Genomic DNA, 25,291 nt, shown 5'->3' on the forward strand with positions numbered 1-25,291 from the left:
TCCCTGAGGATCAACGGCTGATCTTCAAGCCCTTACGCCCCGCATGCCGCTCCAACGCCAGCTCGATCAACCGGCTCACCAGCTCGCTGTAGCTCATGCCCGCTGCCTGCCACAGCTTGGGGTACATGCTGATGCGAGTGAAGCCGGGCAGTGAGTTGATTTCGTTGATCAGCACTTCACCATCGTCGGTCAGGAACACATCGACCCGCGCCAACCCAGCGCACCCCAACACCTCAAATGCCTCAAGGGCCAAGCGGCGAATCCGCTCACTGGCTTCATGGCTGATGTCGGCCGGCACCACCACCTGGGCCGCCTGGCCGTCGATGTATTTGCTGTCGTAGGAGTAAAAGCCGCTGCTCACCACGATCTCGCCGCAGCCGCTGGCCACAGGGTTTTCGTTGCCCAGCACGGCGCATTCGATTTCGCGGCCCTGAACCGCCGACTCCACCAGCACCTTTTGATCAAAACCCAGGGCCAGTTCAACCGCGGCGTGGTACTCAGCCTCGTTGCCAACCTTGCTCACGCCCACCGAAGAACCCTGGTTGGCCGGTTTGACGAACATCGGCAGGCCGAGTTTATTCACCGCTGTTTCAAAGGAAGTACGCCCGGCGTTGCTGCGGGTCAGGGTGATGAACGGCGTCACAGCAATGCCGGCATCGCGCAGCAGGCGTTTGCTGATGTCCTTGTCCATGCACACCGCCGAGCCGAGCACGTCGGAGCCAACGAAAGGCAGGTCAGCCATGCGCAGCAGGCCTTGCAGGCAGCCGTCTTCGCCGAGGGTGCCGTGGACGATGGGGAAGATCACGTCGATGTGTGCCAGCAGGCCGTTGCCGGAGGTTTCCACCACCTGCTGGCTGGCCTTGCCGGGCACCACCGCCAGTTCGCGGTTGGATTGGTTGAGGGCGATGAGCGCCGGGTTTTCCTGGTTGATCAGGAAGTTCGAGGTGTCGTTGAGGTGCCAGTGGCCGGCCTTGTCGATGCCGATCAAAACCGGCTCGAAGCGGGTGCGGTCGAGTGCGTCGACAATATTGCGCGCCGACTGCAACGAGACTTCGTGCTCGGCCGAACGGCCACCAAAAATAATCCCTACCCGCACCTTGCTCATGACCCGGCCTCACTGTTGAAAGTAAGGCTTCTTACCACGGACGGTCAGCGATTCGCTACCAGATGGGCGCCGAACAACACGTAGCACCCGCCGGCAAAACGGTCGAGCCACTTGCGCGAACGGCTGTAGAGGTTGGCCATGCGCTCGCTGGAAAACACCAGCGCCACGCAGGCATACCAGCTGAACGACAAGCTGGCGATGGTGATCACCGCCAGGGCCAGCAGCGCGGGGGATGGCGACAGTGGCATGGTGGACGCGAAGATGGTGGCGACGAACAACGCGGCCTTGGGGTTGGACAGGTTGCCCAGCAACCCCAGGCGCCAGGCGGAAAACAACGAGCGGCGCGCTTCGTCCCGCAACAGGCTCTGGCCCATCGTCGGTGCCGAGCGCTTGAACAGTTTCAGCCCCAGGTAAATCAGGTAGCAGCCGCCGATGATCTTGAACGCCAGGTACAACATGGGGGCGGCGGTAAACAGCGATTTGATGCCCAGGCCACCCGCCAGCCCCCACATGATCGTGCCGGTAGCCACGCCCGCCGACGCCACTACGCCATGACGGCGCGAACAACTGGCGGCCAACTGCGCGGTGTTGAAGAAGTTGGGACCCGGCGTCACCACCGCCACCGTCCACAGCAGGGCCAGCGAGACCAGAGGCGCCACATAGGTGGGGTTGATAAATTCCATGGGGCGGCTCCATCAGCGCAGGGCACGAGCAGGGAGCATAGACCTCGCCCGCCACCTGCACAATCGTACAAGACCCCGGCAGACAAGGGATGCAGACTGGGTTAACGTGTTTCCACCTCTTTTTGTGACAAGCCACCATGGGCAAACCGACCCGCAACTTCGACTGGCTGCACCGTGCCCCCCATGCCAGCGGCCTGGACCGTATCGAGGCGTACTTCGCCGGTTTCGCCTTCGACCCCCATCGCCATGACACCTATGCCATCGGGCGTACCTTGTCTGGCGTACAGAGTTTTCACTATCGCGGCGACATGATCCACAGCCTGCCCGGCACGACCATGGTGCTTCACCCCGATGAGACCCACGACGGTCACGCCGGCAGTGACGAGGGTTTCAAGTACCGAATGATTTACGTGGAGCCGTCGCTGATCCAGCAGATCCTTGGCGGCAAGCCGTTGCCGTTTATCCCCGGTGGCTTGTCCACTGACCCCAGGCTGTTCCGCGCCAGCGATGTGCTGCTGCAAAACCTGGATAACCCCATCGACCCGTTGCAGGAACAGGACGCGATGTTCGACCTGGCCCACGCGCTGAGCAACGCCGCGGGCGCCATCGTCAGCCGCAAGGCGTTCGATTACGTCGCCGCCGAGCGCGCCCGGGAGTTTATCCACAGCGCCCTGGGCCGCAGCATCACCCTGGACGAAATGGCCGACCACGCCGGCCGCGACCGCTGGGCATTGTCACGGGACTTTCGCGTGCTGTTCGGCACCAGCCCCTATCGCTACCTGACGATGCGCCGGCTGGACCTGGTGCGCAGTCTGCTGGCGCAGGGGCAGTCGCTGGTGGACGCGGCGCTGACCGCCGGTTTCACCGACCAGAGCCACATGACCCGGCAATTTCGCAGCACCTACGGTATGCCGCCGTCGCGATGGGTGAAGATGCTCGGGCGCTGAGTGCGCTTATAGCGAATGCCCATCGATGGGCTCGCCGATGCTCAGGAAATGCCCACCCGCTACATGGTGCAAGGTGCGTAACTGATCATGCCCTTCGAAGTGCCAGCGGCCTTCGCTGAACACACGTTCGTCGGCATAGGCTGCGACCACTTCGCCGAGGAACAGGTCATAGGCCTGCTGGTTGTGGGGCTCGGGGAGCAAGCGGCATTCCATCCAGGCTACACAGCCTTCCAGCAACGGCGCCTCCGTGTGTTCACCGCTGAAGGTTTGCAGGCCATAAGCGGCGAACTTGTCACGCTCGGTACCGGTGGTATTGCCGACCGTCTGCACGAGGTCGACCTGGGCCACACAGGGCACCTGCAGCACGAAGCTGCCGGCGCCTTCCAGCAATTGGCGAGTCCAGGTGGCCTTGTCCAACACAACGGCGACTTTCGGCGGTTCGAAATCCAGCGGCATGGCCCAGGCGGCCGCCATGATATTGCGCTGGTCGTTGTGGGCCGCACTTACCAGCACGGTTGGCCCGTGGTTGAGCAAACGATAAGCCTTGGGCAACGGAACGGGGCGGCAGTGGGTAGGGCTCATGGAGGATCGGCTCTTCAAACGAAAAAACCTACGATACCTCAAGCATCAGCCCCATGGATCAGCTCGACAGTTGGTTAGCGAATTGTCCTACAGCGCTGACCACCTTCTGTGCGCCGTCCTGGATCTCCACAATCACCGTGCCCGCTTCCGCCGCCAGGGCCAGGCCTTGCTCGGCTTGCAGGCGACCGTCGGTCATCAGGGCCACCGCGTCGCGGGCCATATCCTGGTTCTGACGCACCACACCAACAATTTCCTCGGTGGCTTTGCTGGTCCGTGATGCCAACTGGCGCACCTCATCGGCCACCACCGCAAAGCCCCGGCCTTGCTCGCCGGCACGTGCCGCTTCGATGGCCGCGTTGAGCGCCAGCAAATTGGTCTGTTCGGCAATGCCGCTGATGGTCTTGACGATGGTGCCGATCACTTGGGATTGCGCGTTCAGTGCCTCGATGCCTTCACCCGCCGCCTGCATGTGCGTGGCCAGGTCGCGCATCACCTCCACCGCCTGCGTCACCACGGTGGTACCGCGCTGGGCGCTGTCGTCGGTATGCAACGAGGTGCTGTAGGCAATGTTCGCGGCCTCGGCCACGGCTTGCTCCCGATTGACCTGATCGGTAATCACCGTGGCGAACTTGACCACTTTGTACAAACGGTCATTGGCGTCCAGCACCGGATTGTAGGTGGCTTCCAGCCACACCACGCGGCCATGGCTGTCCACACGCTTGAAGCGCGCTGCGACGAATTCACCGGCGTTCAGGCGTTTCCAGAAATGCTGGTACTCGGCGCTGTTGTACTCCTGCGGCTCACAGAAGATACGGTGATGCTTGCCCTGGATCTGCGCCAGGCTGTAGCCCATGCCACTGAGGAAGCGGTCGTTCGCGGTCAGCACGTGCCCATCCAGGTCGAACTCGATCACGGCGGTGGAACGCACCAGCGCGGTGATCAGGTTTTCATGCTCGCGCGACGCTTCGATGGTGCGGGTGAGGTCGCTGGAGTAAATCGAAAAGTGCTTGATGCGCCCATCGGAACTGCGCACCGGCTGCACAATCGAGCGCAACCAGGCTTCCTGCCCGTTGCCGCGCATCAGGCGTACGGCGCCGGCGAAATGCTCACCGCGCAGCAGGGCGTTCTTGAAGCGCTGCTGGAATTCGTCCTGGCGCACATGGGCGGGCACCAGGTCTTCGATGGGGCGCCCCAGCAGCGTGGAACTCTGGTAGACCAGTTCCTGCAGAAAGTTGGCATTGGCCCATTCAACCCGACCTTCTGCGTCCAGCGTCAGGCAGAGCATTTCGCTTTCCAGGCTCTCCCTGACCTGTTGCAAGCTGGACAGTTCTTCGCGAAGAGCGGACAGCTCCTGCTTCAAGCGGGTGTTAAACATAGGGCACCGAGGTCGATGGGAGAGAAGTATCAGATCTGCATCGGCCCTATGGGCTGTTTCTGAAGCGAACTCAGGCGCTACACCCCACTCTTTTTTTTGACGCCATTAACTGCCGTTATTCCGGCACACGCCCATGACTTGGTACTCCAACGTGGTGAGCTTGCCGCTGGAGTCTTCATAGGTCATGCGCGAAGGCACGGTACTGCACGCGCGGATCGGCGGCGTCACGTTGACCACCTTGGCAATGTCCAGGTCCATGCCATAGCGATACACCTGGACCTGGGGCGCCGGCTTACCGTTTTTCTCGGCGTAGGCGGCCATGGCTTTTTCATTGCGTTCCATCATCAGGGCAAAGGTCCGGTCACCCCCGCCTTCGGCCAATGCACCGAATGACAGGACGGCCGTTAATACACCTACGCCTGCGGTAGAAAAGTTCATCACCTGTTCCTCGACTGAAAGTTCAGTACCGAGACTAACGAACGAACCCTGACGCGATGTTCACCAGAACATTACTTATTTGTTAGGTGGCGACGAGCTTCCAGAATTGTAATGTTCACGCCACCCAATCGTTATCCACGGTTTGCAACTATCAGCCCGGGCCAGATCAATAAGAACGCCCGCCTCCATAAGAAGCTGATAACTGCCAACACCGAGGAGCGAAACATGCGGATCCGTTATTACACCCTTCCCCTTTCACTGATCGCCACATTGCCCCTGGCAGCCGTGGCCGCGGAAGACAAACCTGAAGGGTTTATCGAAGGCAGCAGCGTGAACGTGCTGGCGCGCAATTTTTACTTCAACCGTGATGACCGCAAAGGCCAATCCAGCCCCACCGGCAATGGCTATTCCGAAGCCTGGGCCCAGGGACTGATCGGTAAATTCGAATCCGGCTTTACCCAGGGCACCGTAGGGTTCGGCCTGGACGCCTTCGCCATGGTCGGCGTGAAGCTCGACTCGGGCACCGGCCGCAGCGGCGGCAAGGGCTCGTTCGGCGTGCTGCCGGTGGACAGCAACAACCATCCCGAAGACAACTACAGCAAGGTCGGCGGCGCGGCGAAACTGCGGGTATTGGACACGGTGATCAAGGCCGGCGACGTGTTCCCGCTGACCCCCGTGGTGGCCTACGGCGATTCGCGGGTGTTGCCGGAAAGCTTCCGTGGCGTGACGTTGCAGAACACCAGCCTGGAAGGCCTGACCTTGCAGGGCGGGCGTCTGAGCGGCATGAGCCAGCCCAACGAAAGCGGCATGAACAAGGGCTTTGCGACGTTTTATGCAGGCCCCGTGGACTCGCCCTGGATCGGCTATGCCGGTGGTGATTACCAACTCAACAAACACCTGAGCCTGAGCCTGTACAGCAGCCGCCTGAAGGACGCCTGGGACCAGTACTACGTGGGCAGCGCCGCCAGTTACCCGCTGAACGAAGACGTTTCGCTGTTCGGCGACATCAACTACTACAAGGCCGTGGACGAAGGCAAAAAGCTGCTGGGTGAATTCGATAACAGCATCTGGAGCGCCCGGCTCGGCGTGAAGGTGGGCGCCCACAGCCTGGCCGTGTCGCACCAGCGCAACAACGGCGACGACGACTTCGATTACCTGCGCCAGTCGGACTCGATCTTCCTCAACAACTCGATCCAGTACAGCGACTTCAACTCGCCCAAGGAGCGCTCGTGGATGCTGCGCTACGACCTGGACATGCAGCCATTCGGCATTCCCGGCCTGTCGTTCATGACCCGCTACGGCAAGGGCACCGGCGCCGACTACAGCAATGCCAACGCGGTGTATATGCGCCGCGATGCCGCCGGCGACCCGCTCACCGACCAACGCCGCTGGGAGCGGGATATCGAAGCCAAGTACGTGGTGCAAAGCGGCAACTTGAAGGACTTATCGCTGCGGCTGCGCCAGGCCACCGTGCGCTCGAGTTCATTCGAGTCCGACCTTAAAGAAGTCCGCGTCATTATCGAATACCCACTGGCGGTGCTTTAAGACGCGCTTACATTCACTTGCCGATGCCCTACATCTGTTCACAGGTTGAAGTCTGTCAGAACTGTAATATCGGCCTCACCTTCTCGTTAAGTTGCACTTTTTATACTGCGCATCGAACACCTCTCATCTCTGCGGCTTTTGTGTAGCTCCTTTGGAACAGAGATGAATTTTATACGCCCCAGCCGGGGCGTTTTTTTTGCGTGCCCGGTCAGTGACGAATCGTCGCACCGGCCTGACGCGGCTTGACCCTAAAGCTACTTCAGGCTTCAGAGTTTTCCTACAGCCTATTCAAGCCTCTATGAGGCCATCTCCTTTCGTTTTCCTTGAAGGTAAATCCCCATGCGTATCCTTGTGGTTGAGGACGAGCAGAAAACCGCCGATTACTTGCAGCAAGGCCTGACCGAAAGTGGCTACGTCGTCGATTGCGCCGCCAGCGGCATCGACGGCCTGCACCTGGCCCGGCAGCACACCTACGAACTGGTGATCCTCGACGTGAACCTGCCCAACACCGACGGTTGGGAGGTACTGGAACAACTGCGCCGGGACGGCAACCAGCGCGTGATGATGCTGACCGCGCGCGGCCGCCTGGCCGACAAGATCAAGGGCCTGGACATGGGCGCCGACGATTACCTGGTCAAACCCTTCGAGTTCCCCGAACTGCTGGCCCGTGTGCGCACCTTGCTGCGCCGCAGCGAACATATCCCGCTGCCGGATGTGCTGCGCGTCGCGGACCTGGAGCTGGACCCGCGTCGCCATCGCGCCTATCGCGGCAGCCGGCGCATCGACCTGACCACCAAGGAATTCGCCCTGCTGCATGTGCTGATGCGCCAGGCCGGCGAAGTGATGACCCGCACGCAGATCATCTCGCTGGTGTGGGACATGAACTTCGACTGCGACACCAACGTGGTCGAGGTCTCCATCAGCCGCCTGCGGGGCAAGGTCGATGACCAGAGCGAGGTCAAGCTGATCCACACCATTCGCGGCGTGGGTTATGTGCTGGAGGCGCGTCAATGAGGACCAGCAGTCTGTCGATGCGCCTGGGGCTGACGGTCAGCCTCATGGGCGCCGGGCTGGTGGTGCTGCTGGCGACCCTGGCCTACCTGGCCTTGACCCATGAGCTGGAAAAGCTCGCGCGCAAGGGCCTGGAAAGCAAGATGGAACAGCTCCAGCACAGCCTCGCGCTGGGCCTGGACACCCACGCAATCAAAGCCCGCCCCCACTCGTTGCTGGACCTGGTGATGGGCCACGACAATTTCTACCTGACCATCGTCGGCACCGCACCCGATAACGCGGTGCTGCTCAGTGTCGGTGCCAAACCCCAGGAACCGTTGCTGACCGACTTTTCCCCCCGGGAAACCCTCGGTTACCTCAACTGGCAAGACCAGGACGGCAACCAGGTACTCAGCGCCTCCAGCCTGATGCGCCTGGCCAGCGGCGAGCGCGTACGGGTGTTGCTGTCGCTGGACCGCAGGGATGACCAGGCCCTGCTCAGCGCCTACCTGCGCGCTACCCTCATCGCCCTGCCGATGCTGTTGATCCTGATTGGCATGGGCGCCTGGTGGCTGGTGCAGCGTGGGTTGGCACCGTTGAAGCAGTTCAGCCATGTCGCGGCCCAGGTAACGACCCAGGACCTGACCCACCGTTTATCCATCGACAACCTGCCCCAGGAGCTGGGCGAGTTGGCGCAAAGCATCAACGTAATGCTGCGTCGCCTGGACGCCGGTGTGCAGCAGCTGTCGCAGTTCTCCGACGACCTCGCCCACGAGCTGCGCGCGCCGCTGACCAACCTGATGGGCAAGGCCCAGGTGACCCTGTCCCGCGAACGGCCCTCGGAGGAATACAAGGCGGGGCTGGAATCCTGCACCGAGGAAATGGAACGCCTGTCGCGCATCGTCTCCGACATGCTGTTCCTGGCCCAGGTCAGCCATCCGGCGGCGCGGGCCGGGTTTGGCCCGGTGTCATTGGGTGAAGAAGCACAACGGGTGATGGCGCTGTTCGCCCTCAGCGCCGAAGACAAACACGTGACCCTCAACCTGCGCGGCGACGCCTGGGTGACGGGCGATCGCCTGATGATCCAGCGGGCGATTTCCAACCTGCTGTCCAATGCCATCCGCCATACGCCCGAAGGCTCCAGCGTGCTGCTGCTGGTGGAGACCTACGACCAGAGCGTGGCGTTGTCGGTGGGCAACCCCGGGCGTGGCATCGAAGCGCACCACCTGCCGCATCTGTTCGAACGTTTCTACCGCGCCGACAGCAGCCGTACCCGCGCCGAAGGTGGCACGGGGCTGGGGCTGGCCATTGTGCAGTCGATCATGCAGCTGCATCAGGGGCACGCCGACGTCAGCAGCCAGCCAGGCCGGTTTACACGGTTCAGCCTGGTGTTTCCTCTTCCTTGCGATGGGCCCACTGGTACAACGCCGGCAGCACCAGCAAGGTCAGCAAGGTAGAAGAAATGATCCCGCCGATCACCACCGTCGCCAACGGACGCTGCACTTCGGCGCCGGTGCCGGTGGCCAGGGCCATGGGGATAAACCCCAGGGAGGCCACCAGCGCGGTCATCAATACCGGGCGCAGGCGGGTCAGCGCGCCCTCGCGGATAGCCACCGACAGCGAGCGTCCTTCCTCGCGCAGGTTGCGGATGAAGGCAATCATCACCAGGCCGTTGAGCACCGCCACGCCGGACAAGGCGATAAAGCCCACGCCTGCCGAGATCGACAGTGGAATATCGCGCAACCACAGCGCCATGATCCCGCCGGTCAACGCGAACGGAATCCCGGTAAACACCAGCAGCCCGTCCTTGAGGTTGTTGAACATCATGAACAGCAACCCGAACACCAGCAGCAACGCCACCGGCACCACGATCTGCAAACGCTCGGCGGCTTCCTTCAACTGTTCGAACTGGCCGCCCCAGGTGGTCCAGTAACCTGCCGGGACTTTTACCTGCGCCGTGATCGCCGCCTCGGCCTCTTCCACGAACGACCCCATATCCCGCCCGCGCACGTTGGCACTGACGATCACCAGGCGCTTGCCGTTCTCGCGGCTGATCTGGTTCGGGCCGAGCACCAGGTCCAGGCTGGCGACCTGGGACAACGCAATGAACCCCAACTGCCCCGCCGCATTCCCGGCCAGCGCCGGCACTGGAATCAACAGCCGCGACAAGCCGTCGATATCAGTACGCAGCGCGTCGGACAAGCGCACGACCATGTCGAAACGCCGGTCACCTTCATACAGGGTACCGGCCTGGCGCCCACCGACGGCGACGGCAATGGTGTCCTGCACATCGCCGACATTCAGGCCAAAGCGCGCGGCCTTGTCACGGTCGATATTGATGGTCAGCACTGGCAGGCCGGACGTCTGTTCGACCTTCACTTCCGACGCGCCATCGAGGCCTTGCAGGGTCTCGGCAATGTCTGCGGCGGTGGTGTTGAGCACCGCCATGTCGTCGCCGAACACCTTCACCGCCACATCACTGCGCACCCCGGAAATCAGCTCGTTGAAACGCAGCTGGATCGGTTGCGACAACTCGTAAGCACTGCCCGGCACAATCGCACTGGCGCGCTGGATATCGGCGATCAGGGTTTCGCGGGATTTGTTCGGGTCCGGCCATTGCGTCTTCGGTTTAAGCATCACGTAGCTGTCGGAAATATTCGGCGGCATCGGGTCGGAGGCGATTTCCGCCGTACCGGTACGGGCGAATACCCGTTCGATTTCCGGCACCTGGGCCATCAAGGTTTTTTCCAGCTGCTGCTGCATCTGCACCGATTGCGTCAGGCTGGTGCCGGGCACGCGCAGGGCCTGTTGGGCGAAGTCGCCCTCGCTGAGGCTGGGGATAAACTCACTGCCCATGCGGCTGGCCACCACGCCCGACGCAACAATGGTCAGCACGGCCAGGCCGAACACCAGTGGCCGGCGCGCCATCACCCAATCCAGCACCGGCCCATAGGCCCGGCGCGCGGTACGCATCACCAGGTTTTCTTCTTCCTTGACCTTGCCGGTCACGAACAGCGCAATCGCCGCAGGCACGAAGGTCACCGACAAAATCATCGCCCCCAACAACGCGATTACCACGGTGAACGCCATGGGGTGGAACATCTTCCCGGCCACCCCGGTGAGGGCGAAGATCGGCAGGTACACGACCATGATGATCAGCTGCCCGAAGATCAGCGCACGCCGCGCTTCCTTGGCCGCCGCGAACACCTCGTGCAGGCGCTCGCTGCGGGTCAGCAGGCGGCCATGGCGCTGCTGCGCATGGGCCAGGCGGCGGATGGCGTTCTCGACGATCACCACCGCGCCGTCGACGATGATGCCGAAGTCCAGCGCGCCGAGGCTCATCAGGTTGGCGCTGACTTTGTGGGTGAACATGCCGGTAAAGGTGAACAACATCGCCAGGGGAATCACCATCGCGGTGATCAGCGCCGCGCGGATATTGCCGAGGAACAGGAACAGCACCGCGACCACCAGCAGCGCACCCTCGAAGAGGTTTTTCTTCACCGTGGCAATGGCTTTTTCGACAAGGTTGGTGCGGTCGTAGACGGTCACCGCCACCACGCCTTCGGGCAGCGAACGGTTGATTTGTTCGAGCCTGGACGCCACCGCCTGGGACACCGTGCGGCTGTTTTCTCCGATCAACATAAACACCGTGCCCAGCACCACTTCGCGGCCGTTTTCCGTGGCGGCGCCGGTCCGCAGTTCACGACCGATCTCGACCTGGGCGACATTGCGCACGCGGATCGGCGTGCCGTCGGACGTGGTGATGACGATATTGGCGATATCGTCGATGGACGCCACCTGCCCCGGCGCGCGGATCAACAGCTGCTCGCCGCTGCGCTCGATGTAGCCGGCGCCGACGTTGGCGTTGTTGCGCTCCAGCGACGTGACCAGATCGTTCAAGGTCAGGTTATAGGCCGCCAGGCGCTTGGGGTCGGGGGCGATCTGGTATTCCTTGGCGAAGCCGCCGATGGTGTTGATCTCGGCCACACCAGGCACGTTGCGCAGTTGCGGCTTGATGATCCAGTCCTGGATCACCCGCAGGTCGGTCGGCGTGTAGGGCGTGCCGTCGTCCTTGCGTGCGCCCTCCTCGGCCTCCACGGTCCACAGGAAAATTTCCCCGAGGCCGGTGGAAATCGGCCCCATCGCGGTTTCAATCCCCACAGGCAATTGCTCGCGGGCCACTTGCAGGCGCTCGTTGACCAACTGGCGGGCGAAGAACAGATCGGTGCCGTCCTTGAAGATCACCGTCACCTGGGACAAGCCGGAGCGTGACAGCGAACGGGTCTGCTGCAGGCCCGGCAAGCCGGCCATCGCGGTTTCGATGGGAAAGGTAATGCGCTGCTCGGTCTCCAGCGGCGAAAAACCGGCCGCCGCCGAGTTGATCTGCACCTGCACATTGGTGATGTCGGGCACCGCGTCGATGGGCAGTTTCTGATAGCTGGCAATGCCGACACCGGCCATCAACAGCACCGCCAGCAGCACGATGATGCGCTGCTCGATGGCGAATTGGATAAGGCGCTCAAACATGGGAAATCACTCGCAGGATCAATGGGCGTGCTCGGCCGAGCCCTTGCCCAATTCGGACTTGAGGATGAAGCTGCCGGTGGTGGCCACCTGAGCTCCGGCCTCCAGGCCTTGGCGCACTTCGACGTAGCCGTTTTCACTGGCGCCAAGCTCGAGATGGCGGGTGATAAAACCGTCAGGCGTGCGTACGAAGACCGAGGGTTTTTCCTCGACGGTCTGGATCGCCGTTTGCGGCACGGCGACCTTGGCCTGGTAGGTATCGGTGGCCAGTTGCACGGTGACGAACAGTCCTGGGCGCCAGGCGTCGTCGGGGTTGGGCACCGTCACACGTACGGTGGCGGTGCGCGTTTGCTCGCCGAGCAAATTGCCGACATAGGCCACGGTGCCCAGCACGTCGGTGCCCATTTCCGTGGAGCTGACTTTCACCGGTTTGCCGAGCCGGACCTTGTTCAAATCCTTGGGAAATACGCCGAAGGTGACCCACACCTGGGACAGCTCAGACAGCGTAAAGGCGTTACTGGTCTCGCTCACCACCTCGCCGACACCGAGGTGCTTTTCCACCACCACGCCCGCGAACGGCGCACGCAGTTCGTAACGATTGCCGCCGGCCAGCACGGTGTTGCCGCTGAGCGCGGTCATTTTTTGGCGCGCATTGTTCAGCGCGATTTCGGCTTCTTGCAGGGTTTGGCGCGCCAGCAGGTAATCCTGCTCGGCGGAAATCTTGTCCTGCCACAGCTGGCGTTCACGCTGGAAGGTAATACGCGCCAGTTCAACCCGACGCTCGCTGGCCGCCAGCTCACTGCGCTGGTCGGAAATCTGCTGGCTGGCGATCACCGCGAGCAACTCGCCCTTCTTCACCGCCTGGCCAAGATTGACCTTCACGGATTCCACCACACCGGCCGCGCGCGGGACGATATGCGAGGTACGGTCTTCGTCGAAACGCACCTCCCCTGGCAGCGTCAGCAATGTGCTGATCGACCGGGGTTGGGCCTCGGCGAGCTCGATGCCGGCGGCCTGGATTTGTTGTTCAGTCAGCTCGAGGGTGCCTTCTTCTTCCTCGGCGTTGGCCACGCCGGACAGCATCAGGCCCAAGGCGACGGCAAGCGCCACGCCGTGTCGTTTGTTCATAAGGCACTCCAGAAAAAATCAAAACCGGGCGAGGTCGCCGTAAATCCGTTCGATGCGCAGCCAGGCATCGGTGGCCTGGGCGGTGGCCGCAAGGTATTGGGTGCGCGCCGCGATCAGGGTGCGCTGGGCGTCGAGCACGTCGAGGAAGTTGAACTTGCCCATCTCGAAGCCGCGAGTGGCGCTGTCCACCGCGCTTTGGGCGGCGGGCAGGATCTGCTGGTTGAATGCGCGCACTTCGCTGTTCGCGGTTTGCCACAGGTCCAGGGCCTGGCGGGTTTCGGTGCGCAAACGCAATTCAGCAGCGTTGCGCAGGTCGCGGGCCTGATCGGCACGGCGCGTGGCGGCGAGCACGTTGCCCTGGTTGCGGTTGAACAACGGTATCGGCATCGACACGCCGACCAGGTTCACCCGCTCGCGCACACTGGCGTCGTACTGGCTGCCGATGGACACATCCAGGTCGGGAATGCGCTGGGCTTTTTCCAGGCCCACGCTGGCTTCGTTCTGCACGATCTGCAGTTCGGCCAGGCGCAGTTCGGCGGTCTGTTCAAGGCGCGCCAACAGTTGTGTGGCGGACGGCAAAGGCGGTGTGGAATGGCTTGGCGTGGCGACGGCCCGGAAGTCGGTCGCCGCGCTGCCGGTACTGGCGGCCAGGCGGCGATAGGCGTCGGTGAGGCCCATTTGCGCGCGGTTGAGTTCGAGGCGGATCTCCGACAACTGCACCTGGGCCCGCGTGGCTTCCACCGGTGAGGATTTGCCGGCAGTCACGCGGCCGTTGGCGACCACCAGGCCGCGCTCGGCCAACGCCAGGGAGCGTTGCGCCAGATCGACACGTTCCTGGGCACGCAGGGCACCGTAGTAGCCCTCGATCACGTCGGCGCGCAACGTATTGCGGCGCTGTTCCAAGGCCAGTGCGGCGGCGTCCTGGGCACGCGTCGCCACGTCAATGCGGGCACCGCGCTTGCCGCCCAGTTCCAGGGTTTGGCTGAGCTTGAGGGTGGTGGTGCGCGTATCGCGACGTGTATCTTCGGCATCCCAGGACGCCACCGGATTGGGGATCAACCCGGCCTGCTGGCGACCGCCCTCGGCGATCTCGATGTCCCATTGCGCAGCCGCCAGGTCGGGGTTGTTGGCGAAGGCAGTTTGCAGGGCGGTGTCGAGGGTGAGAGTTTGTGCCTGGGCAATGCTGGCAGTTCCCCACAACAGCGTCGCCCCCACCAACTTTCTAACGGAAATTGCCATAACGAGAGTTCCACGCCCATAAAGTAAAAGCCGGGAGAATGTAGCGTTCGCGACTTATCAGAGCGGTGGAGCAAAGATTACAAATCCGACAGCAATGGCTCTGGGGCGGGCGTTATCAGGTATGCTTCTGGGACAGGAAACAAAAAGAAACAATTTTCCCAACCTGTTCGATAAGGAGTCTCGCCTTGGCGTTATCGACTGCCGCGTGGATGGTTCACGACACCCGTCTCATGCTCTGCGTACTGCTGGCCATCGCCAGCATCATCGTGCTGATCAGCGCGACCAAGTTGCCGCCGTTCCTGTCGATCCTGATCGGCACCTTTATCGCCGGGGTCGGCGCCGGGCTGCCAGCAGAAGAAGTGGCCAAGGCCTTCAGCAAGGGCGCCGGGGCGATCCTCGGTGAGGCCGGGATCATCATTGCGCTAGGCTCGATGCTGGGTGCGCTGATGGCGGAATCCGGCGCGGCCGACCGCATCGCCACCACCCTGCTCGGGCTGGGCAAGGGCAAGTCGTTGCCATGGGTGATGGCGCTGGTGGCGATGGTGATCGGCCTGCCGCTGTTCTTCGAAGTGGGCCTGGTGATGATGGTGCCGATCATCTTTGTGATGGCCAAACGTTCGAACCAGCCGCTGTTGAAAATCGCCATCCCGGCGCTGGCGGGCATGACCACCTTGCACGCCTTGATGCCACCGCACCCGGGGCCGCTGATTGCGGTGGGCGCGTTGCACGCCGACCTGGGCCTGACCATGTTGCTGGGCTTTTGCCTGGCGGTGCCGGCGGTGATCCTCGCCGGGCCGCTCTATGGCAACTGGCTGTCCAGGCGCCTGCATGTGGATGAGCCGGCCGACATCGGCGCGCTGTTCAGCGCCCCGCCCAAGGCCCCGCGCCAGCCGAGCTTTGGCGTGTCATTGCTGATCATTCTGTTGCCGGTGATTCTGATGCTCGGCAGCACCCTGGCCAAAGTCGCGCTGCCAGCGGAAAGCAGCGTGGGCCTGACCCTGAAGTTCCTCGGCGAACCGCTGATCGCCCTGGGCCTGGCAGTGATCGCCGCCGTGATCTGCCTGGGCTGGGCCGCCGGGATGCCGCGCGCTGAGGTCGGCAACACCCTGCGCAAGGCCCTCGCGCCCATCGCCGTGTTGCTGCTGACCATCGGCGCCGGCGGCGGCCTCAAGCAAACCCTGCTCGACGCCGGCGTCAGCCAGACCATCAGCAAAGTCGCCGAAGGCGCGCACATGCCGTACCTGCTGCTGGCCTGGTTGATCGCCGTGGCGCTGCGCCAGGCCACCGGCTCGGCCACGGTCGCCACCACCACGACCGCCGGCATCCTCGCGCCGATGATGGCCGGGTTGGCGGCGACGCAAAGCTCACTGGTGGCGCTGGCGATCGGCGCAGGTTCGGTGTTCTTCTGCCACGTCAATGATGCGGGGTTCTGGATGGTGCGCGAGTACTTTGGCTTGCAGCTGAAGCAGACGATTTGGGTGTGGTCGGTGTTGCAGACGATTGTTTCGGTCGTCGGCCTGGTGGGTACGCTGGTGCTGTGGCACTTCTTGACCTGATCTTCAGGCCGCCAAGGTGTGGCGCTTGCCAAACAGCGTCACACACACCACCCCCACCGCGCCCATCACCACGCAATACCCCACGCAAATCCACGGGCTGGTCGGCATCAGCGCGATCAGCATCAGCGGCGTGGTACTCGCCCACAGTGCGTAAGCGATGTTGTAGGTGAAGGAAATACCCGACACCCGCACCTGCGCCGGAAACAGGCCGACCATCACCGACGGCACCGCGCCCACCACCCCGCAACTCAAGCCCGCCAGCGCGTACGCCGCGCCAAGCCAGATGCCGCCGCTGATCAGGCTGGCGTACAGCAGGAAAATACCCACCGGCAGCAACAGGCTGTAGACCAGCACCGCGCGCCAGGCACCGATACGGTCCACCAGCAGGCCGGCGAGGACGCAGCCGATATTCAGGAAGACGATGCCCAGGGCGCTCAAGGCAAAGGTGTGGCTGGGGCTCATGCCGAAGGTTTTCTGCATCATGGTCGGGGTGATGACCACCAATACCACTACGGCGGAAGTGAGCACGCAGGTGAGGATCATCGCCGGCAACAGTACGGCGCGATGGTCACGCAGTACGGTGCGCAGCGGCAGCTCGGCAGCGGCCTGGCGGCGGGCCTGCATTTCGAGGAAGACCGGGGTTTCGCTGAGCCAGCGCCGCAGCCACACGCCGATCACGCCGAACACACCGCCGAGCAGGAAGGGGAAGCGCCAGGCATAGTCGAGGATTTCGGCCGGCGTGAAGACCTGCGCCAGCAGCGTGGCAGTCAGCGCACCGAGCAGGTAGCCGAAGGTCAGGCCGGCTTGCAGGAAGCCCAGGGCATAACCACGATGGTTGCGCGGTGCGTGTTCGGCGACGAAAGTCCAGGCGCTGGGCACTTCACCGCCCACCGCCGCACCTTGCAGCACGCGCAGCAGCAGCAGGATCAGCGGTGCGAAATAACCGATCTGTGCGTAGGTAGGCATGATCCCGATCAGCAGGCAAGGCAACGCCATCATCAGGATGCTCAGGCTGAACACACGCTTGCGCCCCAGGTGATCGGCGAAGTGCGCCATCAGGATGCCGCCCAACGGGCGCGCCAGGTAACCGGTGACGAAGATGCCGAAGCTTTGCAGCAGGCGCAGCCACTCGGGCATTTCCGGCGGGAAGAACAGTTGGCTGAGGGTCAGCGCAAAGAACACGAAGATAATGAAGTCGTAGATTTCCAAGGCGCCACCCAGGGCGGCCAGGCCCAGGGTTTTGTAGTCGGAGCGGGAAAAACGCTGCGCCTGTGGAACAGAGGTGGCAGTCATGTTGAGGCTCGGCAGACAAACAAAATTGCGTGCAGGTTATGAGCTGCGCCGGTTGATGGCAATCGCGGCAGATATATTTGTTTTCCTCATGGATCGATGAAGATAACTGCATTCCCATATCAATGGCCGTGGAGGAACATGCCGAAAAATTGCCGACACCATAATAAATACAAGAGGAAAGACTCGTGGCCGATGCTATCGAAGAAAGCCGCTATGCCCGCTTTGCCCTGCGCTGCTCGAACTTTGCCGAGCGCTGGTTCCCCGACTCCTGGGTGTTCGCCGCCCTCGCCGTGATCATCGTCGCCGTGGCGACCCTGGGCATGGGCGCCGCGCCGACCGAAGCCGCCAAGGCCTTTGGCGACGGGTTCTGGAGCCTGATCCCGTTCACCATGCAGATGGCCTTCGTGGTGATCGGTGGCTACGTGGTCGCCAGCTCGCCACCGGCGGTCAAGCTGATCGACCGCCTGGCGCGTATCCCGAAGAACGGCCGCTCAGCCGTGGCGTGGGTCGCGTTGATCTCCATGGTGGCGTCATTGCTCAACTGGGGCCTGTCCCTGGTGTTCGGTGGCTTGCTGGTACGTGCGCTGGCCCGTCGTACGGATTTGCGCATGGACTACCGTGCTGCGGGTGCGGCGGCCTATCTTGGGTTGGGCGCGGTGTGGGCGCTGGGGCTGTCGTCGTCAGCCGCACAATTGCAGGCCAACCCGGCCAGCTTGCCGCCGTCGATCCTGTCGATCACCGGGGTGATCCCGTTTACCGACACCATCTTCCTGTGGCAATCCGGGGTGCTGTTGCTGGCACTGATCGTGGTGTCGCTGATCATCGCCTACGCCACCGCGCCCGGCCCCAACAGCGCCCGTGACGCCAAGGCCTGTGGCGTCGACCCGGCCTTCAACCTGCCCAAGCTGCAACCACCGGGCCGCCCCGGCGAATGGCTGGAACACAGCCCGTTGCTGACCATTCTGCTGGCATTGCTGGCGGCGGGCTGGTTGTTCCATGAGTTCTCGACCAAGCCGGCGATCAGCGCGATTTCGGGGCTGAACACCTACAACTTCCTGTTCATCATGGTCGGCGCCCTGCTGCACTGGCGCCCGCGCAGCTTCCTCGATGCGGTGGCCCGTGCAGTGCCGACCACCACCGGCGTGTTGATCCAGTTCCCGCTGTACGGCTCGATTGCGGCGCTGATGACCGTGGTCAAGGGCGGCGACGGCCAGACCCTGGCGCACCATATCTCGACCTTCTTCACGTCCATCGCCTCCCACGACACGTATGCACTGCTGATGGGCGTGTACTCGGCAGTGCTGGGCTTCTTTATTCCGTCAGGCGGCGGCAAGTGGATCATCGAAGCGCCTTATGTGATGCAAGTGGCCAATGACCTGCAGTACCACCTGGGCTGGGCGGTGCAGATCTACAACGCGGCCGAGGCGCTGCCGAACCTGATCAACCCGTTCTACATGCTGCCGTTGCTGGGAGTGTTGGGGTTGAAGGCGCGGGATTTGATCGGGTTTTCGTTTGTGCAGTTGCTGGTGCACACACCGTTGGTGCTGTTCCTGCTGTGGGCGCTGGGGACGACATTGAAGTATCTGCCGCCCGTCATGCCGTAGGATCAGCTGCAAGCCTCAAGCCTCAAGCCTCAAGCCTCAAGCCTCAAGCCTCAAGCCTCAAGCCTCAAGCTTGAGGCTTGAGGCTTGCAGCTGCCTTAATTCCGTCACATTGCATTGCTACCGTCCTGCGAAATATCTTGCAACATCTCGCCAGCAAGGACTCCCCGCAATGAGTGATGATCACGAAGACCGCCCTTCCCCCGATGCCATAGCCCAACCGCCGGTAGACACCGGCCGTCGGCGCTTCCTGGGGGGCGCGGCGGTGTTGGGGGTTGGCGCGACCTTGAGTGCCTGCGGCAATGGCGGTGAGGCGCCCGGCAAGCCGGTGGCGCGGCCGCTCACGCCCCAGGAGCTGGACAAGGCATTGCACGACCAGGTGAAGACCGTGGTGGTGATCTATGCCGAGAACCGCAGTTTCAACAATCTGTTTGCGGACTTCCCAGGCGTTGAGAAACCCCTGTCGGGGCTTTCCGCCGCCGACACGCAACAGCGCGACCGCGACGGCAGCCTGTTGACCACCCTGCCCCCGGCCTGGGGCGGTGTGCTGCAAGTGGGCCCGCAAAGCGTGGACGGGGTGACTTACCCCAGCGAAGTGCAATTCCAGGAAAACCTGCCCAACGCCCCGTTCGCCCTCAAGGGCCCGAACGCCGAAGACCTGCCGTTGAACCTGGTCACCCGCGACTTGTGGCACGTGTTCTACCAGAACCAGATGCAGATCAACGGCGGCAAGAACGACGGTTTCGTCGCCTGGGCCGACGCTGGCGGCCTGGTCATGGGCCATTACGCCCAGAGCCGTTATTCCCTGCGCCTGTGGGATGTCGCCCAGGCGTTTGTGCTCTGCGATAACTTCTTCCAGGGCGCGTTTGGTGGCTCGTTCCTCAACCATCAATACCTGATCAGCGCCACCGCGCCGTTCTACCCGAATGCCGCGCAGTCGGTGGCCAAGGCGCAGATCGCCACGCTGCAAAGCGATGACCCCACCGACCCGCGTCTCAAACCGCTGGATAAATCCCCGGCGAGCGCCATGACCGGCCCGCCGCAATTCGGCCCCAGCGCGCTGACCCCGGACGGTTACGGCGTGAACACCCTGGCGCCGCCGTATTGGCCGACCTGGATTCGTGACCCGGAAAACCCGGACTACGCAAAAGCCGACCTGCCCAACGTGCTGGTGCCGCAGACCCATGAGCACATCGGCGACAAGCTGTCGAAAAAGAACGTCGACTGGGCCTGGTACGCCGGGGCGTGGCAAGCGACGCTGGATCAGTTCAAGGATTCGGGCGGTATCCCGAAGATCCCCAACTTCCAGTACCACCACCAGCCGTTCAACTATTTCAAGCAGCAGGGCCCCGAGAACCGTGCCGAGCGTGACAAGCGCCTGCGCGACGGCGGTTTGGGCGATGAGGCGAGCACCAATAAGTTCTTCGCCGATGCCCAGGCCGGCAAGCTACCGGCGGTGAGTTTCTACAAGCCCCAGGGCAACCTGAATATGCACGCCGGTTACGCCGACGTGGCGTCGGGCGACCGCCACATCGTCCGCGCCTTGAAGGTGCTGCAGGAAAGCCCGCAGTGGAAAAACATGGTGGTGGTGGTGACCGTCGATGAAAACGGCGGCTGGTGGGACCACGTCGCCCCGCCCAAAGGCGACCGCTGGGGCCCAGGCACACGGGTTCCGGCGCTGGTGGTCTCGCCCTTCGCGCGCAAAGGCACCGTGGACCATACGGTGTACGACACCGCGTCGATCCTGCGCTTGATTACGCGGGTCTTCCAGCTGGAGACCCTGGACGGGCTCAAGCAACGCGATGACGCCATGATTGCCCGGGGCCAGAAACCCATGGGGGATTTGAGCAACGCGTTGCAGTTCAGCGTGTAGGACGCTTATCCAATAGCGACATGCCTGGCGATTTAGCACGCGGTTTTCCTGGCCAACCGCTACTGTGAGGAGGTGGGCTTTCACCCCGCGCAGACGGGCTTTCGCTGACAAGGAATCAAGTATGTTCAAACCGACCAGGTTGTCCTTCACCCTGGCCGCACTGATGGCCAGTGCGGTCGTACACGCCGACATCGAAGTACCGCTGGGCAGCACTCAACGGGTGACCCAGTTGTTCGCCTACCCCAATAACTGCAATGTGATCTGCTTTCGGCCATGGACGCTGGAGCAGACCGCCGAGCACTACCTGAACCAAAGCCTGCAGCGCGATGGCTACAGCCGAGCCAAGGTCAGCGTCAAGAACCATGAAGGGCAGCTCGCCGCGACCTTCAGCGGTGTACCCGACAGTTACGGCCAGCCCCTGACCGCGCTGCTCAATACCGCTGACCTGGCCTACCAGGGCGCGAGCAGACTCAACAGCGACGGCAAGTGGGCGTACAACTGGTACCTGTTCCTGCCACTGGGCATGGCCCTGGAAAACCGCAAGAGCATCGAGTTGCTGCATTTCCCGCCGGATTATTCGCTGACCCAGGCCCAGGATTACCTGGAGTCGGCCACCACCGACCGCTGGGCCAGCCTGCTCACCGATAACGGTGTGCCGGCCACCGAAACCCCGGCCTACCAGACCATCATCGATATCGCCCCCATCGCCGCACCTTCCAATGCGGGCAAGGACCTGGAGAACGTCTACGGCTACTTCACCGACTACCAGACCCGCATGGTCAGCGAACTGAGCCTGCACCCCAACGGCTCGCTGCCAATGGTCGCGTTCGGCGCGCCGGTGCGCAGTTGGATCAAGCAGCAATACGGGCAAACCGTGGGTGTGCTGGGCCTGGCGCAGATCAGCCCTGCCGCGGGCAGGACCGTCTCGGTGCTGGGCGCCAACCACCCCAGCTACATCTGGTACGCGGCCAGCCCGGACACCTATGACGGTAACGAGCAGAAAGCCGACGAAGCCGGCTTGAAAGTGATGGGCCAGGACTTGAGCGCCGCCTGCTGGCAGGCCGGAATGGGCCAGAAGCCCGCGAGCGATCCGAATGTACTGCTCAAGGCCTGCATGAACACCTGGCAGGTCACGCGCAAAGAGCAGACCTGCGAATTGTTCTACACCTCGGTGCGCAACCTGACGCCGGAACAGGCGAACGCCAAATGCGCCACGCCTTCGATCAAGACGCAGCTCAAGCAGCTGAAAAACGCAGCACCCGCCCCCAGCATCACGGCGCCTGCGCTGTAGACAGCAAAAAAATCCGATTTCTACTGTCAAAGTTGACAGTAGAAATCGGCTCCACGTTCAGCGAGTCTTGAGCCGGGCCCATCCGCTGCAAGACTGGTAGTCAGCCACCACCCGCAGGTCGATGCAGCCTAACCAAGGAGAGTTATGAAAACTCAAGCCATGGACCAGGCTAAAACCGTTGTGGGTGATGGTTTGTACCCGTTCAAGACACTGCTCGTTGAACAGGGCTACCCTTCGGCCAAGCACTTTAAGGTTGAGCGCGACGGCGGCGGCGTCAGGGCTCGCGTGGATTTTGACGGCCGCGTGCGCATTGCCCGGGTGTCCGGTTACGCCGTGAACGAGCGACGCCCACGTACGCTGCAGCTGTCGGCCCGCATCCACCTGTATGACAGCTGGTTCTGCGGCCTGCTGCGACACTCCTGCAACCCGAATGTGTTTTTCGACACCACTTACCTGGAACTCTGGACCGTACAGCCCATCCCCGCCGGCGCCCCGCTGACCCTGGACTACGCCAGTACCGAGGACACCTTGTTCCGACAGTTCGCCTGCCAATGCGGCGAGCTGAACTGCCGGGGCTGGATCACCGGCAGCACAGAGTGTTTGAACGCCGAGGGCCAGGCGTTCATGACCCATTGGCGCGAACGCAAACGGCCTTAGGCTTCGCCCAGCGGACGCAGGCGATACTGCGGCGGCAGTTGCTCGAAGCCACTGATGGTGGTGTTCAAGCTCTTCCAACGGCCGTCCTTGATGCCGTAGATGCAGCCGTGGATCGACAGGCTCTGCCCACGGTGCCAGGCATTTTGCACAATGCTGGTGTGGCCGACGTTGGCCACCTGCTGGATCACGTTCAGCTCGCACATGCGGTCCACACGCTCCTCTTCGGTCGGCAGTTGGGCCAGCACGTCACGGTTTTCGTAGTAGAGGTCGCGGATGGTGCGCAGCCAGCCGTCGATCAGGCCGAACTGGCGGTCCTGCATCGAGGCGCGCACGCCGCCGCAGCCATAGTGGCCGGTGACAAGGATATGTTTGACCTTGAGCACATCAACCGCGTACTGGATCACCGACAGGCAATTGAGGTCGGTGTGCAGCACCACGTTGGCCACGTTGCGGTGTACGAACAGATCACCGGGCAGCATGCCGACGATCTCGTTGGCCGGTACCCGCGCATCGGAACAACCGATCCACAGGTATTCAGGGGTCTGCTGGCGGGCGAGCTTGGCGAAGAATTCGGGATCTTCCTGTTTGATCGCATCCGCCCAGCGTTCGTTGTTATCAAGCAGGTCTTGTAGTTCGTTCATCAGGGAAAGCCTCAGGAATGATGCGCAGCTTTGACAGACGACCGCCCGTCCAGGTCACGCCGATCATAAAGATAGCCGGCGGCCAATTACTTGAATCTTGGGGGGCCATGCCTGTCCACACACTATAAGCCCCACAGTATGAGGATTGGCCATGACTGAATCACGACGTCCCTACGGCGCTACACAGCCCGAACCGATTGACGACAACGAAGACCGCATGGGCTCGATGCGCGAGCTGGATTTTGACGAAGACGAGCCGACGGCGGAGATCGGTGATGAAATACCTCGTCGCGAGCGCGAGCACCTGATCCCCGACGAACGGGTGCGCGAGGCCGGACTGACCGGGGCTTCAACGGCTGATCATGAGTCGACCGATGATGATATGAGCCCGGAAACCCTGATCCATGAAGACGGTGCGCGGGATGCTCGGGAGGCGGGCGAAGACAACCCGGCGGATTTTGACCTGAGCATTGTCGATGAAGATGACATTGGCGGCGGCAATGGCCTGGATGAAGCGGAACTGGCTGATCTGGACCCGGTGGACGGAAACCGCTGACACTGCGCAAATCCAAATGTGGGAGGGGCGACCTGCCCCCTGCCACGTTGGCTTGTGTGTTTAATCGACCAGGGTACAGGCCATCACGACTGCATCCTCACGCCCACCCACGGCTGGGTAATAGTCCCGACGACGCCCGATCTCGTTGAAGCCATAGCGCTCATACAGGCGGAACGCGCCGGTATTGCTGTCGCGCACTTCCAGGAAGCATTCCCGCGCGTTGGCGGCATAGGCGCGGGACATCAGGTGTTCCAGCAGTGCCAGGCCCAGGCCACGGCCCTGGTTTTCCGGCTTGACGGTGATGTTCAGCAAATGCGCTTCATCGAGGATGATCTGCACCACGCCGTGACCTACCTGCTGCTCGCCTTCGAACATCAGCCAGATCTGGTACTTGCCCAGCCCGTCGAGAAAGATCCCGCGAGTCCAGGGGTGGCTGAACGCCGCGTATTCGATTTTCAGCACGGCGTCGAGGTCGGCCTCGGTCATCGGGCGGAAGGATAAAGCCTCACTCATCAGTTGTTTTCCAGCGCGCCATCAGCCGGCGCATGGCTTGCCAGACATCAGCCTTACGCTGTGGCTCTTCCATTAATAATTCCAGGCCCGGCAGGGCCCATACAGAACCCAGGCCCTCGACCTGCAGTTCGCGGTACCAGGCTTCGGCGTTCGCTTCACCGGCAAATCGTACGGCGGGCAGGCCGATCAGCCACAGGCACACGCAGGGTTCGTCCTCCAGGCGTGCCGAGACGAAGCCTTGCACGAAATCCCGCGCCGCTTCCGGGCCCTGGTCCATGGTGCCGCGTACCAGCAGCGGCCAACGGACCGGGTCGCCGACGATTTGCGGGCTGTCGGGCAGGCCGGCGGCGCGCAGCATGTCCTTGAGCAGCATGTAGGCGGGGTCGCGGGTCTGGAAGCGCTCGCCGGTGGGTAACTCCACCAATAGCAGGCAACGCCCGGCCCGCAATAACTGCAGGGCAAAACGTGGCGGCGGCACCACGGGGGCCTTGGCAACCGGCGCAGCCGCTTCGGCCACCACGGGCTTGGCCATTGGCCCCGGGCGCGGCACCTCGACCTTGACGCGTTCAACCGCAGGACGAGCTTCCAGTACGGGTTTGACCACGGCCACCGGTGCAGCCGCCTCCTCCCCCGAAACCTCGAACGCCTCATAGGGCTCAAGCGCCTCTAACAGCTCGGGCCGCGACGGGGCGGCGAACGGCAGTTCGGTGCGGGGCAGCCAGTTGACCACCTGCATGGCGGTCAAGTAAGCGCG

The 25,291-nt window shown here is 62.7% G+C and carries 22 protein-coding genes and 1 pseudogene; 10 read left to right on the forward strand and 13 right to left on the reverse strand.

Translation table 11 applies throughout. The features are described from left to right. Positions 1-10 precede the first annotated feature (10 nt). Positions 11-1,105 carry a D-alanine--D-alanine ligase gene (gene ddlA / locus AC07OP_RS06005; protein ID WP_495101058.1) on the reverse strand — a complete coding sequence of 365 codons (1,095 nt, stop codon included), beginning with the start codon at positions 1,103-1,105 and terminating at the stop codon, positions 11-13. 44 nt (positions 1,106-1,149) lie between these two features. Further along, a complete protein-coding gene (locus AC07OP_RS06010; RefSeq protein WP_495101057.1) occupies positions 1,150-1,788 on the reverse strand; it encodes a LysE family transporter in 639 nt (212 codons plus the stop codon). Positions 1,789-1,925: 137 nt separating this feature from the next. Between AC07OP_RS06010 and AC07OP_RS06015 the strand changes: the two genes are divergently transcribed. Further along, positions 1,926-2,735, forward strand: a complete 810-nt coding sequence (locus AC07OP_RS06015) for an AraC family transcriptional regulator (protein ID WP_065938415.1) — start codon at positions 1,926-1,928, stop codon at positions 2,733-2,735. A gap of 6 nt (positions 2,736-2,741) precedes the next feature. Here AC07OP_RS06015 and AC07OP_RS06020 read toward each other — a convergent pair whose 3' ends face one another. The 4 genes and pseudogenes from AC07OP_RS06020 to AC07OP_RS06035 all read right to left on the reverse strand — a co-directional run bounded on the left by AC07OP_RS06020 (position 2,742) and on the right by AC07OP_RS06035 (position 5,130). After that, positions 2,742-3,317 carry a flavin reductase family protein gene (locus tag AC07OP_RS06020; protein ID WP_495101056.1) on the reverse strand — a complete coding sequence of 192 codons (576 nt, stop codon included), beginning with the start codon at positions 3,315-3,317 and terminating at the stop codon, positions 2,742-2,744. Positions 3,318-3,375: 58 nt separating this feature from the next. Next, a complete protein-coding gene (locus AC07OP_RS06025) occupies positions 3,376-3,807 on the reverse strand; it encodes a methyl-accepting chemotaxis protein (RefSeq protein WP_371263385.1) in 432 nt (143 codons plus the stop codon). Between the two features lie 108 nt (positions 3,808-3,915). Further along, positions 3,916-4,692 (reverse strand): annotated as a pseudogene (locus tag AC07OP_RS06030) (PAS domain-containing protein); the annotation flags it as partial. A gap of 105 nt (positions 4,693-4,797) precedes the next feature. Beyond that, on the reverse strand, positions 4,798-5,130 hold the full coding sequence (locus tag AC07OP_RS06035) for a DUF2790 domain-containing protein (RefSeq protein WP_065938413.1): 333 nt from the start codon (positions 5,128-5,130) through the stop codon (positions 4,798-4,800). A gap of 225 nt (positions 5,131-5,355) precedes the next feature. Here AC07OP_RS06035 and AC07OP_RS06040 point away from each other — a divergent pair, with 225 nt between their 5' ends. From AC07OP_RS06040 to AC07OP_RS06050, 3 genes are all read left to right on the forward strand, one after another. Then, positions 5,356-6,675 (forward strand): OprD family porin, encoded by a 1,320-nt coding sequence (locus AC07OP_RS06040; RefSeq protein ID WP_495101055.1) that lies wholly within the window; start codon positions 5,356-5,358, stop codon positions 6,673-6,675. Positions 6,676-7,014: 339 nt separating this feature from the next. Then, positions 7,015-7,689 carry a heavy metal response regulator transcription factor gene (locus AC07OP_RS06045; protein ID WP_027606942.1) on the forward strand — a complete coding sequence of 225 codons (675 nt, stop codon included), beginning with the start codon at positions 7,015-7,017 and terminating at the stop codon, positions 7,687-7,689. After that, the gene (locus AC07OP_RS06050; RefSeq protein WP_115486542.1) at positions 7,686-9,122 is read left to right on the forward strand and encodes a heavy metal sensor histidine kinase; all 1,437 of its coding nucleotides are present in this window, start codon (positions 7,686-7,688) and stop codon (positions 9,120-9,122) included. The genes AC07OP_RS06045 and AC07OP_RS06050 overlap by 4 nt, the downstream gene beginning before the upstream one ends. On the opposite strand, the gene AC07OP_RS06055 is transcribed toward AC07OP_RS06050, so the two are convergent. The 3 genes from AC07OP_RS06055 to AC07OP_RS06065 are packed head-to-tail and all read right to left on the reverse strand — an operon-like array spanning position 9,046 to position 14,556. Further along, positions 9,046-12,192 carry a CusA/CzcA family heavy metal efflux RND transporter gene (locus AC07OP_RS06055; RefSeq protein WP_495101054.1) on the reverse strand — a complete coding sequence of 1,049 codons (3,147 nt, stop codon included), beginning with the start codon at positions 12,190-12,192 and terminating at the stop codon, positions 9,046-9,048. The genes AC07OP_RS06050 and AC07OP_RS06055 overlap by 77 nt on opposite strands. Before the next feature lie 18 nt (positions 12,193-12,210). Further along, entirely contained in the window at positions 12,211-13,317 is a 1,107-nt protein-coding gene (locus tag AC07OP_RS06060) for an efflux RND transporter periplasmic adaptor subunit (protein ID WP_495101053.1), read from the reverse strand. An 18-nt stretch (positions 13,318-13,335) separates the two neighbouring features. Beyond that, a complete protein-coding gene (locus tag AC07OP_RS06065; RefSeq protein ID WP_495101052.1) occupies positions 13,336-14,556 on the reverse strand; it encodes a TolC family protein in 1,221 nt (406 codons plus the stop codon). Positions 14,557-14,741: 185 nt separating this feature from the next. Here AC07OP_RS06065 and AC07OP_RS06070 point away from each other — a divergent pair, with 185 nt between their 5' ends. Continuing rightward, complete coding sequence (locus tag AC07OP_RS06070; protein ID WP_065938407.1) at positions 14,742-16,112, forward strand: GntT/GntP/DsdX family permease; 1,371 nt, start codon at positions 14,742-14,744, stop codon at positions 16,110-16,112. A 3-nt stretch (positions 16,113-16,115) separates the two neighbouring features. Here AC07OP_RS06070 and AC07OP_RS06075 read toward each other — a convergent pair whose 3' ends face one another. Further along, the gene (locus AC07OP_RS06075) at positions 16,116-17,405 is read right to left on the reverse strand and encodes an MFS transporter (RefSeq protein WP_495101051.1); all 1,290 of its coding nucleotides are present in this window, start codon (positions 17,403-17,405) and stop codon (positions 16,116-16,118) included. Between the two features lie 185 nt (positions 17,406-17,590). On the opposite strand from AC07OP_RS06075, the gene AC07OP_RS06080 reads away from it, so the two are divergent. From AC07OP_RS06080 to AC07OP_RS06095, 4 genes are all read left to right on the forward strand, one after another. Further along, complete coding sequence (locus AC07OP_RS06080; RefSeq protein ID WP_027606949.1) at positions 17,591-19,009, forward strand: short-chain fatty acid transporter; 1,419 nt, start codon at positions 17,591-17,593, stop codon at positions 19,007-19,009. 169 nt (positions 19,010-19,178) lie between these two features. Then, entirely contained in the window at positions 19,179-20,879 is a 1,701-nt protein-coding gene (locus AC07OP_RS06085; RefSeq protein WP_495101050.1) for an acid phosphatase, read from the forward strand. 121 nt (positions 20,880-21,000) lie between these two features. Further along, positions 21,001-22,170 carry a hypothetical protein gene (locus AC07OP_RS06090; RefSeq protein WP_027606951.1) on the forward strand — a complete coding sequence of 390 codons (1,170 nt, stop codon included), beginning with the start codon at positions 21,001-21,003 and terminating at the stop codon, positions 22,168-22,170. 144 nt (positions 22,171-22,314) lie between these two features. Continuing rightward, positions 22,315-22,827 (forward strand): SET domain-containing protein-lysine N-methyltransferase, encoded by a 513-nt coding sequence (locus tag AC07OP_RS06095; RefSeq protein ID WP_027606952.1) that lies wholly within the window; start codon positions 22,315-22,317, stop codon positions 22,825-22,827. On the opposite strand, the gene can is transcribed toward AC07OP_RS06095, so the two are convergent. Then, the gene (gene can / locus AC07OP_RS06100) at positions 22,824-23,468 is read right to left on the reverse strand and encodes a carbonate dehydratase (RefSeq protein WP_003188288.1); all 645 of its coding nucleotides are present in this window, start codon (positions 23,466-23,468) and stop codon (positions 22,824-22,826) included. The genes AC07OP_RS06095 and can overlap by 4 nt on opposite strands. 151 nt (positions 23,469-23,619) lie before the next feature. Between can and AC07OP_RS06105 the strand changes: the two genes are divergently transcribed. Next, the gene (locus AC07OP_RS06105) at positions 23,620-24,024 is read left to right on the forward strand and encodes a serine kinase/phosphatase (protein WP_115486535.1); all 405 of its coding nucleotides are present in this window, start codon (positions 23,620-23,622) and stop codon (positions 24,022-24,024) included. A 60-nt stretch (positions 24,025-24,084) separates the two neighbouring features. Here AC07OP_RS06105 and rimI read toward each other — a convergent pair whose 3' ends face one another. Both rimI and AC07OP_RS06115 read right to left on the reverse strand, forming a co-directional pair. Beyond that, positions 24,085-24,537 carry a ribosomal protein S18-alanine N-acetyltransferase gene (gene rimI, locus AC07OP_RS06110; RefSeq protein WP_003188286.1) on the reverse strand — a complete coding sequence of 151 codons (453 nt, stop codon included), beginning with the start codon at positions 24,535-24,537 and terminating at the stop codon, positions 24,085-24,087. Next, on the reverse strand, positions 24,530-25,273 hold the full coding sequence (locus AC07OP_RS06115; RefSeq protein ID WP_141157853.1) for an energy transducer TonB: 744 nt from the start codon (positions 25,271-25,273) through the stop codon (positions 24,530-24,532). The genes rimI and AC07OP_RS06115 overlap by 8 nt, the downstream gene beginning before the upstream one ends. Positions 25,274-25,291 lie beyond the last annotated feature (18 nt).

Source organism: Pseudomonas sp. GW821-FHT09D08 (genome assembly GCF_059416305.1).

What these genes read in the sequence shown, in the direction of transcription:
- AC07OP_RS06085 (WP_495101050.1), top strand. Translation starts at nt 19,179, where the DNA reads ATGAGTGATGATCACGAAGACCGCCCTTCCCCCGATGCCATAGCCCAA.
- AC07OP_RS06015 (WP_065938415.1), top strand. Translation starts at nt 1,926, where the DNA reads ATGGGCAAACCGACCCGCAACTTCGACTGGCTGCACCGTGCCCCCCAT.
- AC07OP_RS06105 (WP_115486535.1), top strand. Translation starts at nt 23,620, where the DNA reads ATGACTGAATCACGACGTCCCTACGGCGCTACACAGCCCGAACCGATT.
- can (WP_003188288.1), bottom strand. Translation starts at nt 23,468, where the DNA reads ATGAACGAACTACAAGACCTGCTTGATAACAACGAACGCTGGGCGGAT.
- AC07OP_RS06095 (WP_027606952.1), top strand. Translation starts at nt 22,315, where the DNA reads ATGAAAACTCAAGCCATGGACCAGGCTAAAACCGTTGTGGGTGATGGT.
- AC07OP_RS06035 (WP_065938413.1), bottom strand. Translation starts at nt 5,130, where the DNA reads ATGAACTTTTCTACCGCAGGCGTAGGTGTATTAACGGCCGTCCTGTCA.
- AC07OP_RS06065 (WP_495101052.1), bottom strand. Translation starts at nt 14,556, where the DNA reads ATGGCAATTTCCGTTAGAAAGTTGGTGGGGGCGACGCTGTTGTGGGGA.
- AC07OP_RS06025 (WP_371263385.1), bottom strand. Translation starts at nt 3,807, where the DNA reads ATGCGCGACCTGGCCACGCACATGCAGGCGGCGGGTGAAGGCATCGAG.
- AC07OP_RS06050 (WP_115486542.1), top strand. Translation starts at nt 7,686, where the DNA reads ATGAGGACCAGCAGTCTGTCGATGCGCCTGGGGCTGACGGTCAGCCTC.
- AC07OP_RS06040 (WP_495101055.1), top strand. Translation starts at nt 5,356, where the DNA reads ATGCGGATCCGTTATTACACCCTTCCCCTTTCACTGATCGCCACATTG.
- AC07OP_RS06010 (WP_495101057.1), bottom strand. Translation starts at nt 1,788, where the DNA reads ATGGAATTTATCAACCCCACCTATGTGGCGCCTCTGGTCTCGCTGGCC.
- AC07OP_RS06045 (WP_027606942.1), top strand. Translation starts at nt 7,015, where the DNA reads ATGCGTATCCTTGTGGTTGAGGACGAGCAGAAAACCGCCGATTACTTG.
- AC07OP_RS06075 (WP_495101051.1), bottom strand. Translation starts at nt 17,405, where the DNA reads ATGACTGCCACCTCTGTTCCACAGGCGCAGCGTTTTTCCCGCTCCGAC.
- AC07OP_RS06090 (WP_027606951.1), top strand. Translation starts at nt 21,001, where the DNA reads ATGTTCAAACCGACCAGGTTGTCCTTCACCCTGGCCGCACTGATGGCC.
- AC07OP_RS06020 (WP_495101056.1), bottom strand. Translation starts at nt 3,317, where the DNA reads ATGAGCCCTACCCACTGCCGCCCCGTTCCGTTGCCCAAGGCTTATCGT.
- ddlA (WP_495101058.1), bottom strand. Translation starts at nt 1,105, where the DNA reads ATGAGCAAGGTGCGGGTAGGGATTATTTTTGGTGGCCGTTCGGCCGAG.
- AC07OP_RS06115 (WP_141157853.1), bottom strand. Translation starts at nt 25,273, where the DNA reads ATGCAGGTGGTCAACTGGCTGCCCCGCACCGAACTGCCGTTCGCCGCC.
- AC07OP_RS06055 (WP_495101054.1), bottom strand. Translation starts at nt 12,192, where the DNA reads ATGTTTGAGCGCCTTATCCAATTCGCCATCGAGCAGCGCATCATCGTG.
- AC07OP_RS06060 (WP_495101053.1), bottom strand. Translation starts at nt 13,317, where the DNA reads ATGAACAAACGACACGGCGTGGCGCTTGCCGTCGCCTTGGGCCTGATG.
- rimI (WP_003188286.1), bottom strand. Translation starts at nt 24,537, where the DNA reads ATGAGTGAGGCTTTATCCTTCCGCCCGATGACCGAGGCCGACCTCGAC.